The sequence below is a fragment of the Streptomyces sp. NPDC015144 genome, from assembly GCF_043079735.1.
Lineage (GTDB): Bacteria > Actinomycetota > Actinomycetes > Streptomycetales > Streptomycetaceae > Streptomyces.
On record NZ_JBIBUU010000023.1, the window covers coordinates 13540 to 28469 of the forward strand.

Sequence of the window (14930 nt, forward strand, 5' to 3'; positions counted from 1 at the left end):
GGCGTAACACCGACACGGTTCAAGGGCCGGTCGACACCGCCGGGGGCTCGTCCGCCGCGTCTCCGGCGGTCCTGAGCCGGTACGCCTCCGCGCTCATGTCGACGGGGGTGAACCGTACAGGAAGGCGGACCAGGGCGCGGTGGAACGGCCCCGGGCGCCAGGACAGTCCGCCCACCGGAACGGCCAGTTCCGCGTCGCAGAGCTGACTGGTGATCTGCTCGACGGCGGTCATCGCGATGAGGAGGGCGGGCTGTTTGGCCGGGCACCGGTGCGGCCCCGCCGACCAGGCGAGGTGGGCGCCCGCCCCGGAGCGCACCGTCCGGTCCCGGGGTTCCGGGCCCGCCGGCCCCGACCGCTCCGGAACCCCGGCCTCCGAGCGGCTGTTGGCGGCGGCGTACGAGACCAGGACGAGCTGTCCCGCGCGCAGCCGCACTCCGTGGAACTCCGTGTCGTGCCGCGGGTAGTGGGCGGCGAGGTTGGCCAGCGGCGGGTCCTGCCAGAGGACTTCGTCGATCGCCTCGTGGGCCGTCATCGCACCGCCGTGCAGCGAACCGGCGTAGCGGGGGTCGGTGAGCATGTGGAGCAGCGCGTTGCCGATCAGATTCGTTGTCGGATCGTGTCCCGCGCTCATGATCAGGGTGATCTGACGCACGGTCTCGTCGTTGTCGAGACCGGCCGGATGGCCGAGGAGGTACGAGGTGAGGTCGCGGCGCGGTCGTCGGCGGCGGGCGGCGACCAGTTCGGTCACGACCTCGACGAGATCGGCGTAGGCGCTCGCGGCGTTGGCGCCCGAGCCGAACATCCCGGCGACGCCTTCGACGATCCGGTCGGCTTCGCCGGGCGGTACGCCGAAGGAGGTGACGAGTACGTGGAGCGGGAGGAGGCGGGCGTACTGGGCGATGAGGTCGCCGCTGCCGGTGGCGGAGAAGGTGCCGATGAGCCGCTGGGCGACCCGGGCGACCTCGGCCCGCAGGGCGTGCGGTTCGATCAGGGCGAGGCTGTCGTTGATGGCGGCGCGGTAGCGGGCGTGCACCTCGCCGTCGCTGAAGAGCGCGGTGGGCCGGTAGCCGAGCATCGGCAGGACCGGCGAGTCCTCGGGGACGGTGGCCTGCCAGGCGCGCGGGTCCTTGGTGAAGGTGTGGGTGTCGCGCAGCAGGTCGACGGCGGCCTGGTAGTCGACGACCAGCAGGGCGTCGATGCCGGGGGCGAGCCGGACGGGTGCGAGCGGACCGTGCTCGCGCAGCCGCCGGTAGTGGCCGCGCGGATCGGCGGCGAACTCCGGTCCGTACAGGGCGAGGGGCTGCGGGGGCGGTGCGTACGGCGTCATGACGGGTCCTCGGGGCGGGGCATCCCGGTGAGCACGTGCTCGGCCAGGGCGATCAGGGCGTCGATGCTGCCCCGCCGCTCGCGGGCGTCGCACTGGACCAGCGGGGTCTCGGGGGCGAGGTCGAGGTGGCGGCGCAGTACCTCGTCGGTGTGGACGGGGGCGTCGGTGAAGCGGTTGACGGCGACCGCGTACGGCAGCCCCTGCTCCTCGACCATGTCCATGACGGCGAAGGAGTCGGCGAGCCTGCGGGTGTCGACGAGGACGAGTGCGCCGAGCGCGCCGCGCGCGATGTCCTCCCAGAGCGGCAGGAAACGCTGCTGGCCGGGGGTGCCGAACAGGTACAGCACCAGGTCGTCCAGGACGGTGAGCCGGCCGAAGTCGACGGCGACCGTGGTGGTGGTCTTGTCCGGCAGTCCGGCGGTGTCGTCGAAGCGGATGCTGGACCGGGTCATCGCCTCTTCGGTGTGGAGCGTGGCGATCTCCGACAGCGTGCGGATCAGGGTGGTCTTGCCGACGCCGAACGGGCCCGTGACGACGATCTTCATCAGGGTCCGCGCGGCGGTCGGCAGATAGCCGACACCGGTGCGGTCAGTGGAGGGAACGGAGTCCAACGAGCAGCCTCTCGACGATCGACCGGTCGATCTCCCCGGCGCTGGGGACGGGCGGTCGGGTGTGCAGATGTCCGGCGGCCGCGAGGTCCGTGGCCAGGAAGACGGTGGCGCTGACCGGCAGCTCCAGGTGGGCCGCGCACTCGACGACGGTGAGCGCCCCCGGTTCCAGCAGCTCGCACAGCCTGCGCTGTTCCGAGCCGGTGTCCGGGGGCAGTTCGGTGTCCGTGCGCACGAGGACGTCGAGCCGGTCGAGCGCGGGACCGGCGGGCCGGGTCCGGCCGCCGGTGACCAGATAGGCGGGTATCAGGCGGCGCCCCGGGCCGGCGGTCATGGCCGGTCGTCGGTGTCCGGGCGGCGGGCGGGCGCGTTCATCGCCCGGTTCAGGGCGCTGACCTGCACCTGCATCTGGTACGCGATGTCGCCGAGCTTGGCGCCGGGTTCCGCGAACAGGGCGAGGGTGGTGTTGTTCCCGGCCGGTACGACGATCGCGAAGCCCTGGTCGGACTCGACGACCGTCTGGGCCAGCAGCGGCGCCTCGACGTCGGTGAAGGCGGTGGTGAACGCGCGGGCCGCGGCGTGCAGGGTGGCGGTCATGGCGGCGACCCGTTCGCCGGAGGCCCGGTCGAGGCCGGGCGAGGCGCCCTCGACGAGGCCGTCGCCGGTGGCGACCACGGCGTGCTGGACGCCGGGCAGTTCCAGCAGCGGGGTCAGCACCCATGCGAGGTCGCCGTTGGTGGAAGTGGGGGCGCTCACGTCTGGTCGTCTCCTTGCTCGTCCCGGTCGTCCGGGTGGTCGTGGTCCTCCGGTGCCGGTGCGGCCGGCCGCCCGGCGACGCTCCGGCCGTTGAGGGTGCCCTGCTGGAGCGCCGCCCACGAGGCCCCGGCCTGCTCGGGCGTACGGGACGGCCGGGCGCGGTCGGCGGCTTCGGCGGCGGACGGGGTGCGGGCGGGGGCCGGGCGCGGGGTGCGGCGGCGCCGGCTGGGCAGGGCGGCCGGCTGCTGCCCGCCGACGGGATGCGGCACGGGGGCGGTCTCCTGCTCGGTCGGGGCGGGAGGGGCGGCCGTCGCGGGCTTGCCCACCGGCTTCGGGGCGAGCGCGGAGAGGGTGTGCTCCTCGTCCAGCACGGTCAGCAGATGGGCGGGGACGCGCAGGATGGTGCGCATGCCGCCGAAGGGCGACGCCTCGATGTGGCAGTCGAAGCCGTACTGCGCGATCAGCCGGCCCACCACGGCGAATCCGGTGCGCGGCGGGTCGCCCAGCTCGGTCAGGAGGACTTCCGGCGGGCCCGCCAGCAGCGTCCGTGCCCGGTCGAGGGCGTCGTCGTCCATGCCGATGCCCGCGTCGTCGACGGCCAGGAACGCTCCCCGGCCGCCGCTCTGCTGGAGGGTGATCTGGACGTCGGTGTCGGGGTGCGAGTACGCGGTGGCGTTGGCCAGCAGCTCGGCCAGGGCGATGGCGAGGGGTTCGGCGGCCCGGGCGACCACCGCCAGCCGTTCCTGGCGCAGGTGGTTGGAGACCTTGACGCGTTCGTACCCGGCGACCCGGGACTGGGCGCCGAGCACGATCTCGACGAGCGGCGAGTTCTGGCGGGCCAGCCCCGGCCAGGCGTCGCAGAGCACGGCGGTGGCCTGGGTGCGCCGCAGCGCGAGTTCGTTGCGGAAGTCCAGTTGCAGGATGCGCGGGTCGTCGTACTCGTGCTGGAGCTCGTGCAGCAGCTGCTGGGACTGGTTGAGCAGGGACTGGATCTTGGCGGAGGTGCCGCGCATCGCCGCGCGGGCCGCCGCGTCGACCCGGCCGCGCTCCTCCAGGACGGCGTCGCGGGCCGCCTGCACCGCCTCGGTGAGCAGCCGGGCCGCGTCGCCGTCGACCTCGGACGCCTCGCGCAGGCCGGGGACCCGGGCGGTGGGGTGGGTGAGGGCGATCGCGGCGGCGGGGATGCGGTTGCGGGCCAGCTGGCGGATCTCGTCGGTGAGCGCCGCGGTACGGGTGTTGGCGGCCTTCGCCTGGCGTTCGGCCAGCTCGGCGCGGGCCACTGCGAGGTTCTCGGCGCGCGCCGAGTTCTGCGCGCGGACCGCTGCCGCCACGGCCGCGGCGACGGCGATCACCGCCACTATCCAACCCATGCCGTCACCGTGCCTCTGTGGCTTCTGTCGTCGGGGTTCCCCTGCGGCCGGGAGCGGCGGCGCACGTTACCGCTCCGCCGGTCCGGCCGGTCCGGACCGCCGCTCCAGCTCCTGGGCGACGGTGGCGACCTCGCTCATCACCTGCAGCACGCCGGGCAGTTCGGATCCGTCCAGGTCGCGGTACTCGCTGCCGATCGTCACCACCAGCCGCTCGGGCAGGCCCAGCTCCGGGTAGCGCCGCTCGGCGATCACCCGGCGGGCGGCCTCGACGGCGGGGATCCCCGCGGTGTGGAAGGCGTGGGCGCGCTCGCGCACGTACTCCAGGTAGACGATGTGGTCGCGCACCCCGGCCCGGTCGAGGATCGGGCCGTGGCCCGGGACGACGGTGGTGGCGCCGGTCTCCAGCACGCGCTCGCAGGCCGTGATCAGGTTGCTCAGCGGTCCGGCCCAGTGCACCGGGTGGTCGCCGGGCCGCTCCGGGGTGCTGGAGAAGATGATGTCGCCGGTGAACACCGCCTCCTGGGCAGGCAGATGGACCATCAGGTCGCCGGTGGTGTGGGCGGGCGGCAGCGAGGAGATCCGGACCGGGTGGTCGCCCAGGGTCAGTTCGAGCTCGCCGGTGAAGTAGGTGGTCGGCACGGGCGGCTCGGTCCGCGACCAGTCGAAGGGGCCGAAGTGGCGGGCCAGGTAGGCGCCGAGCGGGGTGGCCGGATCGGCGGAGGTGACCAGGGCGTGCTGCTGCTGCGGCGTGGGGTCGTAGTGGATGTGCTCGCGGGCCTCGCGGGTGGCGATGATCTCCGCGTCCGGCAGCACCCCCGCACCCCAGTAGTGGTCACCGTTGGCGTGGGTGACGACGATCCGGTCGACGTTGACGCCGGCGGGCAGCCGCTTGGTCGTCTCGGCCAGGAACTGACCGGCCAGGACGGTGTCGTACGGGGTGTCGATCCAGAGCGCGCCGCGGGGCGAGACGAGCAGTCCGCAGTTGGCCAGCCCCCAGCCCCGTTTCGGCGGGAGCCATACGTGAAGGCCCCGTCCCAGGTCTACGACATCCCCACCCGTGATCGACATGGACGCGATTATGCCGACCGGATTCCGGCCACGCGTTCGAACTCGTTCATCCATCAACCTCGCTGGCTCAAAAGCATCGCTCACATGGCTCGACGACGTGACATCGGTAACCCTGCGAGACCGACGCAACCCGCCCCCGTCCCCCATCTTCCAGACATACCGCAACCATTCAGCCCGGGACACCGCTCTCCGCGACGAACCGGAGTCGGGCGGCCGTCAAACGGGATCAGGCCGATTACCCACCGAGCATGGCCGAAAATGGTTGCCTGCCACGGAGTCGGCGGCGGCCCCCTCACACCGCGACGACGGTGACCCCGGCCTCCGTGAAACGGGCGGCCGCCTCCGGGGGGATGCCCCGGTCCGTGACCAGGAAGTCGACCTGCGCCAGGTCGCAGACCCGGGCGAAGGCCCGCATGCCGATCTTCGAGGAGTCGGCGGCCACCACCACCCGCTGCGCCCGCTCGGCGAGCAGCCGGTTGATGCTGGCCTCACCCTCGTGGTGGACGTACGCGCCCCGCTCCGTGTCGATCGCGTTGACCCCCAGCACGGCGACGTCCAGCGTGATCTCGCCCAGCACCCCGCTGGCCAGCGGACCGGTGAGCTCGTACGACTGGGGGCGGGCCACCCCGCCGGTCACCACGATCTTGATCTGCGGCCGGATCACCAGCTCGTTGGCGATGTTGAGGGCGTTGGTGACCACGGTCAGCCCCGGCTGGCCGCCCGCCGCGGCCGCGTTCTCGCCGACGATGTCGGGGCGCACCGCGAGCGAGCGGGCCACCTCGGTCACGGTGGTGCCGCCGGTCAGCCCCACCACCTCGCCCACCGCGACCAGTTCGGAGACCGCGCGGCCGATGGCCTGCTTCTCCGGGGCGTGCCGGCCGGTCTTGTAGCGCAGCGCCAGTTCGTAGGCGACGCCGTGCGCCACCGCGCCGCCACGGGTACGGGTGAGCAGTTGCTGCTCGGCGAGCTGGTCCAGGTCGCGGCGGATGGTCGCGGCCGAGACGTCCAGCGCCGTGGCGGCGCCCTCGACGTCGACGCGGCCGTTCTTGCCGACCAGCTCCAGCAGCGCGTTCCACCGGGCATCCCTGGACAAGACAACTCTCCTCACCGGCCCGGCCGTCGGGCGCTCATTCCCCGGGTACGGTCACCGGGCACGCGCAAGCGTCGCACAGGGCCCCGCTCGGTCGAGCCGACCGCACGGGCCCTGCTTGATAATGCTCGAAGAGCGCGTATAGCGTGCACAAACGAGCATCCATGAGCGGGCTTCGCCCTGCGCCGCACGTCTCTTCACGGGCTTCTTCGCGAGCCCCACCACGAGTTCGGAGTGCACAGTGTCATTTGTCGAGATCGAGACGGCCAGTCAGCCGGAGTGCTGGCGCCGCGCCGCCGAACTGGCCGGGACGCAGTCGGCCGCCCTGCCCACCGCCGGTGAGCGCGTCGCGGTCGTCGGCTGCGGCACCTCGTTCTACATGGCCCAGGCGTACGCCGCGCTCCGCGAGGGGTCCGGCCAGGGCGAGACCGACGCCTTCGCCGCCTCGGAGTTCCCGTTCGGCCGGACGTACGACCGGGTCGTCGCGCTCACCCGGTCCGGGACCACGACCGAGGTGCTCGACCTGCTCGGCCGGGTACGCGGCACCACCCGCACCGTGGCGATCACCGCCGACCCCGAAACGCCCGTCATGGCGGCGGCCGACGACGTCGTGGTGCTCGACTTCGCCGACGAGAAGTCCGTGGTGCAGACCCGGTTCGCCACCACGCTGCTGACCCTGCTCCGCGCCCACCTCGGGCTGCACACCGAGTCCGTGGTGCGCGACGCGGAGGCCGCGCTGGCTGAGCCGCTGCCCGAGGGGCTGGTGGACTGCGCGCAGTTCACCTTCCTGGGGCGCGGCTGGACGGTGGGGCTCGCCAACGAGGCGGCGCTCAAGATGAAGGAGGCGTCGCTCTCCTGGACCGAGTCGTACCCCGCGATGGAGTACCGCCACGGCCCGATCAGCATCGCCACCGACTCCACCGCGACCTGGATGTTCGGCACCGCCCCCGAGGGGCTGGCCGATCAGGTGCTGGCGACCGGCGCCCGCTGGGTGGAGAGCGGCCTCGACCCGCTCGCCGAGCTGGTGCGCGTCCAGCGCCTGGCGATCGCGCGCGCCGCCGCCCGCGGCCTCGACCCGGACAGCCCGCGCCACCTGACCCGCTCGGTCGTCCTCACCGAGGACTGACCGGACCGGACACGGACAGGCCGGCGGTCGTCAGGTGCCCGCCGGCCCGTCCGTGTCCATGAGGTGCGTGTACACGGACGGGTCAGGACTCCTCGAAGTAGGCGTCCAGGACCGCGTCCATCTCCTCCGCCCATTCCTTGAGGCGGCTCTTGGCCGGTGCGTCGACCTCCGCGTTGTACCAGCGGCGGTTCGCCATGTGGACGACGACGGTGAACCGGCGGCCGAACCGGGGCAGTCTCACCTCGACCGCGGCGACCTCGTCCCAACGGAACTCGGCCTCCTGGTCATCCAGCCGGAAGCGGACCCCCTCGTGGTCGGCCGCGATCGAGCCGCGCCGGTCGCTCGCCTCGAACGCCGGCCCGTCCTTCGCCTCCTTCCGGGCCGCCGGGGGTTCGGGCGCCTCGTCGCCGGGGGCATCGGAGACCTCGGGGGCGTCGGGGACGGGTTCCGCCGCGGGTTCGGGCTCCGGTTCCGGTTCCGGGACGGCCCGTTGCGGGCTCGTCGCCGGTCCGGCGGCCGGTGCGGGGACCGTGAGACCGGGGACGTACGCCGGATCTGTCCCCGCGGCGTATCCGGGCTGAGTGTTCGGATCTATGCGCTGCTCCACGGCGGGCAGTATGGCCGACGAAGCTGTGCCGGGCCAACGACCCCCGCCCCCGTCGGCCTCGCCGGGGCCGGTTTCGCCCCGCTCGTCCGGCGGGGCGGTCAGCGCAGGGCCCGGGTCATCCCCAGCGCTGCGGTGCGCACCGCGGTGCCGAGCTGGGCCGGGAACCAGCGCGCCACCGGAACGGCCACCGAAACGGCGGCGACCACCGTCCCGTCGGCGGCGAAGACCGGGGACGCCACGCAGTTCACCCCGGCCACGGCCTCCTGCTCCTCGTAGGCGAGACCGGCCAGCCGGGCCTGGTCCAGCATCACGCGCAGCCGGGCCGGATCGGTCACCGAGTGCGGGGTGAGCCGGGGCAGGGGCCCGGCCAGCAGCTCCTCGGCGGCCTCGCGCGGCGAGAAGGCGAGCAGCGCCTTGCCGACCCCGGTGCAGCTCAGAGGCAGGGCGCCGCCCACCCGGGAGGGCAGGGGCAGCCGCTCGTGGCCGTGGATGCGTTCGAGGTAGACCACGGACCCGTTCTCCCGGACGCCCAGGTGGACCGTCTCGCGGGTCGCCTCGTACAGGTCCTGGAGGAACGGCAGAGCCACCTCGCGCAGGTCCTGGCGGCGCGGCACCAGGGAGCCCAGGTCGAAGAGGAGGCCGCCCAGCTGGTACTCCTGCCCGACCCGTTCGAGCAGTCCGAGGCGGACCAGGTCGGCGGCGAGCCGGTGCGCCGTGCTCCGGGGCAGGCCGGTGCCGGCGGCCAGCTCGGCCAGGCGGCGCCTGCCCCCGTCGGGGCGGAAGCAGTCCAGCAGCCCCACGGCCCGTTCCAGCATGCTGCCGTCCCGTACCGGCTCCTCGTTCCTCGTCACGGCTCCAGACTGCCACGGAAGGGCTGGTCCGGGCCGTTGTGTTCCATGTGGCGGAACGTTCCTTGGATCCGGCCGGGGCGGCGTCTATACCTGCCTCATCGCCCCACCCGCTCTCCCTCCCCACCCCCGTTCCGGAGGTTGTCCGCCATGAACTCCCCCGCGGTCCGCGAGGCCGCCGACCTGCTGGCCGAGGCCGCCCGGACCGGCAGCCCGGTCCCCCCGGTACGCGGCCTGATCCCCGCCGACGACGCCGACGCCGCCTACGCGGTGCAGCGGATCAACGTGGAGCGCAGGCTGGCCGCCGGGCGCCGGATCGTCGGCCGCAAGATCGGCCTCACCTCCCCCGCCGTTCAGGCCCAGCTGGGCGTGGACCGGCCGGACTTCGGCGCCCTGCTCTCCGACATGGCCGTACCGGACGGCGGTACCGTCCCGGCCGGGCGGCTGCTCCAGCCGAAGGTGGAGGCGGAGGTCGCGCTGGTCCTCGGCGCCGATCTCGACCTGGCAGAGCCCACCGTCGCCGACGTCATCCGCGCCACCGACTTCGCCCTGCCCGCCCTGGAGATCGTCGACAGCCGGATCGCCGACTGGGACATCACGTTCGCCGACACCGTCGCCGACAACGCCTCCAGCGGGCTCTTCGTCCTCGGCACCACCCCCGTGCCGCTCACCGCCGTCGACCTGCGCGCCGTCACCATGGAGCTGCTGCGCGGCGAGGAGCGGGTCAGCACCGGCACCGGTGCCGACTGCCTCGACGGCCCGCTGAACGCCGCGGTGTGGCTGGCCGGCACGCTGGCCGGGATGGGGGACCCGCTCCGGGCGGGCGACGTCGTCCTCACCGGCGCCCTCGGCCCGATGGTCCCGGCCGCGCCCGGGGACCGGTTCGAGGCCCGTATCGCCGGACTCGGTTCCGTCCGTGTCCGCTTCGCACCCGAAGGAGCCGCCCAGTGACCACCAAGGTCGCCGTCATCGGCTCCGGCAACATCGGCACCGACCTCATGATCAAGGTGCTGCGGCTGTCGGAGACCCTGGACATCGTCGCCATGGCCGGTATCGACCCCGCCTCGGACGGGCTCGCCCGCGCCCGCCGGCTCAAGGTCGCCACCACCCACGAGGGGATCGACGGACTCGTGCGGATGCCCGAGTTCGAGGAGGTCGAGATCGTCTTCGACGCGACCTCCGCCGGTGCCCACCGGCGCCACGAGGAGGTCCTGCGCCCGCTGGGCCGCACCCTGGTCGACCTCACCCCGGCGGCCGTCGGCCCCTACGTGGTGCCCACGGTCAACGGCACCGAGCACCTCGCCGCGCCCAACGTGAACATGGTCACCTGCGGCGGCCAGGCCACCATCCCGATGGTCGCCGCCGTCCGCTCGGTCACCCCGGTCCACTACGGCGAGATCGTCGCCTCGATCTCCTCGCGGTCCGCCGGGCCCGGCACCCGCGCCAACATCGACGAGTTCACCGAGACCACCTCCGCCGCCATCGAGAAGGTGGGCGGCGCGACGCGCGGCAAGGCGATCATCGTCCTCAACCCGGCCGAGCCCCCGCTCATCATGCGGGACACGGTCTACTGCCTCGTCTCCGACTGCGACACCGACCGGGTCCGCGACGCGGTCCTCGCGATGGAGCGCGCCGTCCAGGAGTACGTGCCCGGCTACCGGCTCAAGCAGGACGTCCAGTTCGACCGGGTCCCGGCCGACGACCCCCAGCGCAACCTCCTCCCCGAGGGCGAGCGCACCGGCACCGCCTGGAAGGTCTCCGTCTTCCTGGAGGTCGAGGGCGCCGCCCACTACCTCCCCGCCTACGCGGGCAACCTCGACATCATGACCTCCGCCGCCCTGCGCACCGCCGAGCGCATCGCGGCCCACCGCCGGCAGGAGGCACCGACCGCATGACCAGCGATCTCTACATCCAGGACGTGACCCTGCGGGACGGCATGCACGCCGTCCGGCACCGCTACTCCGTCGAACAGGCCCGCTCCATCGCCGCCGCGCTGGACGCGGCGGGCGTCGCCGCGATCGAGATCGCGCACGGCGACGGCCTGTCCGGCTCCTCCCTCACCTACGGCGTCGGCGCGCACACCGACTGGGAGTGGATCGAGGCCGTCACCGACGCGGCCCGGCAGGCGGTCCCCACCACCCTGCTGCTGCCCGGCATCGGCACCGTCCACGACCTGAAGCAGGCGCACCGGCTCGGCATCCGCTCCGTGCGGATCGCCACCCACTGCACCGAGGCCGACATCTCCGCCCAGCACATCGCGGCCGCCCGCGAACTCGGCATGGACGTCGCCGGGTTCCTGATGATGTCCCACATGGCCGAGCCCGCCGAACTGGCCCGCCAGGCCAAGCTGATGGAGTCCTACGGCGCCACGTGCGTCTACGTCACCGACTCCGGCGGCCGGCTGACCATGGACGACGTCCGCGCCCGGTTCCGCGCCTACCGCGACGTCCTCGCCCCGGAGACGGGGATGGGTATCCACGCCCATCACAACCTCGCCCTCGGCGTCGCGAACAGCGTCGTCGCCGTGGAGAGCGGCGCCGTCCGGGTCGACGCGTCCCTCGCCGGCCAGGGCGCGGGCGCCGGTAACTGCCCGCTGGAGGCGTTCGTCGCCGTGGCGGACATCCAGGGCTGGAACCACGGCTGCGAGCTGTTCCCGCTGATGGACGCCGCCGACGACCTCGTAAGGCCGCTCCAGGACCGGGAGGTGCGGGTCGACCGCGAGACGCTCACCCTGGGCTACGCGGGTGTCTACTCCAGCTTCCTGCGGCACGCCGAGATAGCGGCCGAGCGGTACGGGCTCGACACCCGCTCGATCCTCGTGGAAGTGGGGCGCCGCAAGATGGTCGGCGGCCAGGAGGACATGATCACGGACATCGCCCTGGACCTCGCCCGGCGGTCCGCCCCGGCCGCCTGACCGGTGCCCCCGCCGGACCAGTGCCCGGCGGGGGCGCCCGTCACGACAACGCGCCCCGCGCCGCGAGGAGTTCGCGCACCCGGTCCAGCGGGAGCGCCGGTACGTGGTGTCCGGCCCGCCCGGTCATCGGCCGGGCCCCGGTCAGCACATTGAGCACCGCCTCCTCAACCGACTCCACGACCGCCTCGTAGAACGGGTCCATCCGGCCCCAGGGCACGAAGCGCATCGACTCGTACGGGGCGCTGCCGTCGTCCTGGGGGAACGTGCTGTTCAGGGCGGACGGGTTGGCGGTGGAGAAGGCCAGGAACAGGTCTCCGGAGAAGTGGCTGCCGGTGGTGCCGGTGCGGGCGAGGCCCAGCGTCACCCGGCGGGCCAGCGCCTTGCACTGCCCCGGCAGCAGCGGGGCGTCGGTCGCCACCACCACGATCACCGATCCGGCGCCGGGAGGCACCGGCCGCTCCCCCTCGGCCGGTGCCGGGACCGGCGCCGGGTCGGGCAGTTCGCGCCCGACCGGCACCCCGGCCACCACGAGTTCGCGCCGGGCGCCGAAGTTGGCCTGGACGAAGGCGCCGACCGTGTACCGGTCATCGCCGTACTCCACCACGCGGGAGGCGGTGCCCGAGCCGCCCTTGAAGCCGTAGCAGCGCATCCCCGTCCCGCCGCCGACGCACCCCTCCTCGACCGGGCCGGACGCCGCCGCCTCGATGGCCTCGGCGGCGTGCCGCGCCTCCACGGCCCGGCCGTGGATGTCGTTGAGATGGCCGTCCCAGGTCTCGGTGACGACCGGCAGCAGCCATTCCGGGGCCATGCCCCGGCAGTTGGCCCGCACCCACTCGACGACGCCCCGGTGCACCGGGCCGACCGCGTAGGTGTTGGTGATGACCACGGGGACCGCGAGCGAGCCGGTCTCCTCGATCCAGGTGGTCCCGGTCATCTCGCCGTTGCCGTTGAAGGAGTGCCAGCCGGCCGCGCAGGGGGTGCCCACGCCGCCCCGGCCGCGCGGCAGCAGCGCGGTGACCCCGGTGCGTACGTCGTCGCCCCCGACCAGGGTGACGTAGCCGACCTCCACACCGGGTACGTCCGTGATCGCGTTCCACGGCCCCGGCCGACCGGTCAGCGGGATGCCCAACTCACGTGCGCGGACGCGCTCTTCGCTCAGGTGATCGTCGCTCATGCGGTCAGAGCGTACGGGAGCCCTCCCGCACCGGGTCCACGGCGGCGGCCACCGTGACGGCGGTCAGCAGCAGGCCCCGTCCGCAGAGCCAGCGGCCGTGCAGGCGCCGGGGGACCGCCGGGCCCGCCGCACCGTCCGCCGTCCGCAGGTCGGTGGTGAGGAGCTCCGCGGTGAAGCCGCCGTCCGGGCGGAGTTCGATGTCGGCCTCCTCGAACCCCAGCCACCGGCGGGTGAGCGGGAACCACGTCTTGTAGACGGCCTCCTTGGCGCAGAACAGCAGCCGGTCCCAGTGGATCCCGGGCTGTTCCAGCTCCAGTACGCGCCCGCGCCACCGCTCCGCCGCCAGCGCGATGCTCTCGTGGACGCCCTCGGGGAGCGGCGCGTTCTCCTCGGCGTCTATGCCGACGCTCGCCAGCTCCGTCGCCCGGGCCACGGCGGCGGCGCGGTATCCGTTGCAGTGGGTGAGGCTCCCGGCCACTTCCCCGGGCCAGATCGGGGCGCCCCGCTCGCCCTTGAGGATCGGCACGGGGGCGAATCCCAGGGAGCCCAGCGCCTGGCGGGCGCAGTGCCGCACGGTGGTGAACTCGTTGCGCCGCTTCGCCACGAAGCCGCGGGCCAGCGCGGCCTCCTCCGGCAGAAGCACGGCCTCGGGCGGATCGGAGAAGGCCTCCGCCACCGCCACCCCGGACGGCAGGATTTTCTCGATCATGGTCTCCCCCACTGGCTGGACTGCCCATCCTGCCCGGTATCCCGGACAGTCCCAACCAGTGGGTGACACGAGCGGCGACTTATCGGTGTTGCGTCGGCCACAGAGCGGCGTCAGCCGACCGCCACGGCCTCCCCCTCGTCCCGGGAACCGGCCGACGGTCCGGGCCAGTCGATCCGGGTGGCGCAGAGCGACACCAGGACCGCGGAGACGGCCACCGCGCCCATCCCCCAGACCAGACCGCCGCCTTCGGCGATGAAGCCGATCACCGCCGGACCGGCCAGCAGCCCCGTCGTCCCCATGGCCGCGACCAGGGCCAGCGCGTCCGGTCCCCGGCCCGCCGCCGCCACGTAGACGCACGGGGTGACCGCCGCGACGCCCAGCCCGACGCAGGCGAACCCGAGGAGCGCCGGTACGACGCCCCCGGCCAGCAGGGCGAGCGCGAGGCCGGCTCCGGCCACCACGCTGCCGGTCCGGACGACGAGCCCGTCGCCCCAGCGGCTGCGCCAGCCGTCGGCGAAGAGCCGGGCCACCACCATCATCACCGAGACCACCGCGATGCCCAGCGGGGCCACTTCGGCGCCCGCGCCGGCGACGTCCTTCATGTAGAGCGCGGACCAGTCGTTCATGGCGCCCTCGGTGACCGTGCCGAACACCATCGCCAGGCCCATCCAGATCGTCACCCGGGACGGCAGGCTGAGCCCGCGGCCCTTCTTCTTCCCGTCCGCGGCGGGGGCGGGCGCCCCGTCCGCCGGGGCCGGGGCGGGATCGTCCGGCAGCAGGCCCGCGCGGGTCGTCACGAGCAGCAGGAGCAGCAGGGCGGCGGCGATGCCGAAGTGGGTGGCCAGCTCCGTGGTCACCAGGTTCACCCCGGACGCGAGGAGCGCGGCGAGGAGCGAGCCGGCGCTGAACGTGGCGTGCAGCCTGGCCATCGCGGTCCGCCCGTGGGCGGCTTCGAGCGCGGCCCCCTGGGCGTTCATCGCCACGTTCAGGGCGCCGACGGCGACCCCGTCGCAGGCGACGACGAGCAGCGCCACCGGGTAGTTGGGGGCGACCGGCAGGGCGAGCAGGACCAGGCCCAGACAGACCGCCGCCACCACCGCGAGACGGCGCGAGCCCAGGCGCCGCATCGCCACCGCGACGAGCGGGAAGGAGGCCGCCGCGCCCGCCCCGCAGGCCATCAGCAGCAGCCCCAGCTCCGCCTCGGAGAGGTCGAGCCGCGTCTTCAGCGCGGGCAGCCGGGAGGCCCAGGTGGCGTACTGGAAGCCGAGGAAGCAGAAGAGCGCCGCGATCGCGAACAGCCCCCGCCGGAAGGGGTCACGGACACCGGACACAG

At 73.7% G+C, this 14930-nt stretch carries 16 protein-coding genes; 4 read left to right on the plus strand and 12 right to left on the minus strand.

The features are described from left to right. Positions 1–19 precede the first annotated feature (19 nt). From ACF08W_RS29890 to ACF08W_RS29920, 7 genes are all read right to left on the minus strand, one after another. A complete protein-coding gene (locus ACF08W_RS29890; RefSeq protein ID WP_385205728.1) occupies positions 20–1327 on the minus strand; it encodes a cytochrome P450 in 1308 nt (435 codons plus the stop codon). Then, positions 1324–1938 (minus strand): ATP/GTP-binding protein, encoded by a 615-nt coding sequence (locus ACF08W_RS29895; protein WP_352273142.1) that lies wholly within the window; start codon positions 1936–1938, stop codon positions 1324–1326. Before ACF08W_RS29895 ends, ACF08W_RS29890 begins: the two co-directional genes overlap by 4 nt. Further along, positions 1916–2269, minus strand: a complete 354-nt coding sequence (locus ACF08W_RS29900) for a DUF742 domain-containing protein (protein ID WP_352273143.1) — start codon at positions 2267–2269, stop codon at positions 1916–1918. The genes ACF08W_RS29895 and ACF08W_RS29900 overlap by 23 nt, the downstream gene beginning before the upstream one ends. Continuing rightward, positions 2266–2691, minus strand: a complete 426-nt coding sequence (locus tag ACF08W_RS29905) for a roadblock/LC7 domain-containing protein (protein ID WP_352273144.1) — start codon at positions 2689–2691, stop codon at positions 2266–2268. Before ACF08W_RS29905 ends, ACF08W_RS29900 begins: the two co-directional genes overlap by 4 nt. Then, a complete protein-coding gene (locus tag ACF08W_RS29910; RefSeq protein WP_385205723.1) occupies positions 2688–4061 on the minus strand; it encodes an ATP-binding protein in 1374 nt (457 codons plus the stop codon). The genes ACF08W_RS29905 and ACF08W_RS29910 overlap by 4 nt, the downstream gene beginning before the upstream one ends. Positions 4062–4127: 66 nt before the next feature. Then, on the minus strand, positions 4128–5129 hold the full coding sequence (locus tag ACF08W_RS29915) for an MBL fold metallo-hydrolase (protein ID WP_385205720.1): 1002 nt from the start codon (positions 5127–5129) through the stop codon (positions 4128–4130). 292 nt (positions 5130–5421) lie between these two features. After that, positions 5422–6222, minus strand: coding sequence for a DeoR/GlpR family DNA-binding transcription regulator (locus ACF08W_RS29920; protein WP_385205717.1), 801 nt, complete (start codon positions 6220–6222; stop codon positions 5422–5424). A 238-nt stretch (positions 6223–6460) separates the two neighbouring features. Between ACF08W_RS29920 and ACF08W_RS29925 the strand changes: the two genes are divergently transcribed. Then, entirely contained in the window at positions 6461–7345 is an 885-nt protein-coding gene (locus tag ACF08W_RS29925; RefSeq protein ID WP_392281174.1) for an SIS domain-containing protein, read from the plus strand. Between the two features lie 82 nt (positions 7346–7427). On the opposite strand, the gene ACF08W_RS29930 is transcribed toward ACF08W_RS29925, so the two are convergent. Then, positions 7428–7952: a hypothetical protein gene (locus tag ACF08W_RS29930; RefSeq protein ID WP_385205712.1), complete on the minus strand. Its 525-nt coding sequence runs from the start codon at positions 7950–7952 to the stop codon at positions 7428–7430. A 98-nt stretch (positions 7953–8050) separates the two neighbouring features. Beyond that, the gene (locus ACF08W_RS29935) at positions 8051–8767 is read right to left on the minus strand and encodes an IclR family transcriptional regulator (RefSeq protein WP_352273266.1); all 717 of its coding nucleotides are present in this window, start codon (positions 8765–8767) and stop codon (positions 8051–8053) included. A 183-nt stretch (positions 8768–8950) separates the two neighbouring features. Here ACF08W_RS29935 and mhpD point away from each other — a divergent pair, with 183 nt between their 5' ends. Genes mhpD through dmpG form a run of 3 tightly spaced genes read left to right on the plus strand, consistent with a single transcriptional unit; the run spans position 8951 to position 11714 of the window. Then, complete coding sequence (mhpD, locus tag ACF08W_RS29940; RefSeq protein ID WP_392281175.1) at positions 8951–9751, plus strand: 2-keto-4-pentenoate hydratase; 801 nt, start codon at positions 8951–8953, stop codon at positions 9749–9751. Continuing rightward, complete coding sequence (locus ACF08W_RS29945; RefSeq protein ID WP_385205706.1) at positions 9748–10695, plus strand: acetaldehyde dehydrogenase (acetylating); 948 nt, start codon at positions 9748–9750, stop codon at positions 10693–10695. The genes mhpD and ACF08W_RS29945 overlap by 4 nt, the downstream gene beginning before the upstream one ends. Continuing rightward, positions 10692–11714 (plus strand): 4-hydroxy-2-oxovalerate aldolase, encoded by a 1023-nt coding sequence (dmpG, locus tag ACF08W_RS29950; protein ID WP_385205703.1) that lies wholly within the window; start codon positions 10692–10694, stop codon positions 11712–11714. The genes ACF08W_RS29945 and dmpG overlap by 4 nt, the downstream gene beginning before the upstream one ends. 40 nt (positions 11715–11754) lie before the next feature. On the opposite strand, the gene ACF08W_RS29955 is transcribed toward dmpG, so the two are convergent. The 3 genes from ACF08W_RS29955 to ACF08W_RS29965 form a co-directional block, all read right to left on the minus strand. Continuing rightward, complete coding sequence (locus ACF08W_RS29955) at positions 11755–12888, minus strand: P1 family peptidase (RefSeq protein ID WP_392281176.1); 1134 nt, start codon at positions 12886–12888, stop codon at positions 11755–11757. A 4-nt stretch (positions 12889–12892) separates the two neighbouring features. Then, positions 12893–13597 carry a 4'-phosphopantetheinyl transferase superfamily protein gene (locus tag ACF08W_RS29960; protein ID WP_352273154.1) on the minus strand — a complete coding sequence of 235 codons (705 nt, stop codon included), beginning with the start codon at positions 13595–13597 and terminating at the stop codon, positions 12893–12895. Positions 13598–13707: 110 nt separating this feature from the next. After that, a complete protein-coding gene (locus tag ACF08W_RS29965) occupies positions 13708–14928 on the minus strand; it encodes an MFS transporter (protein ID WP_392281177.1) in 1221 nt (406 codons plus the stop codon). Positions 14929–14930 lie beyond the last annotated feature (2 nt).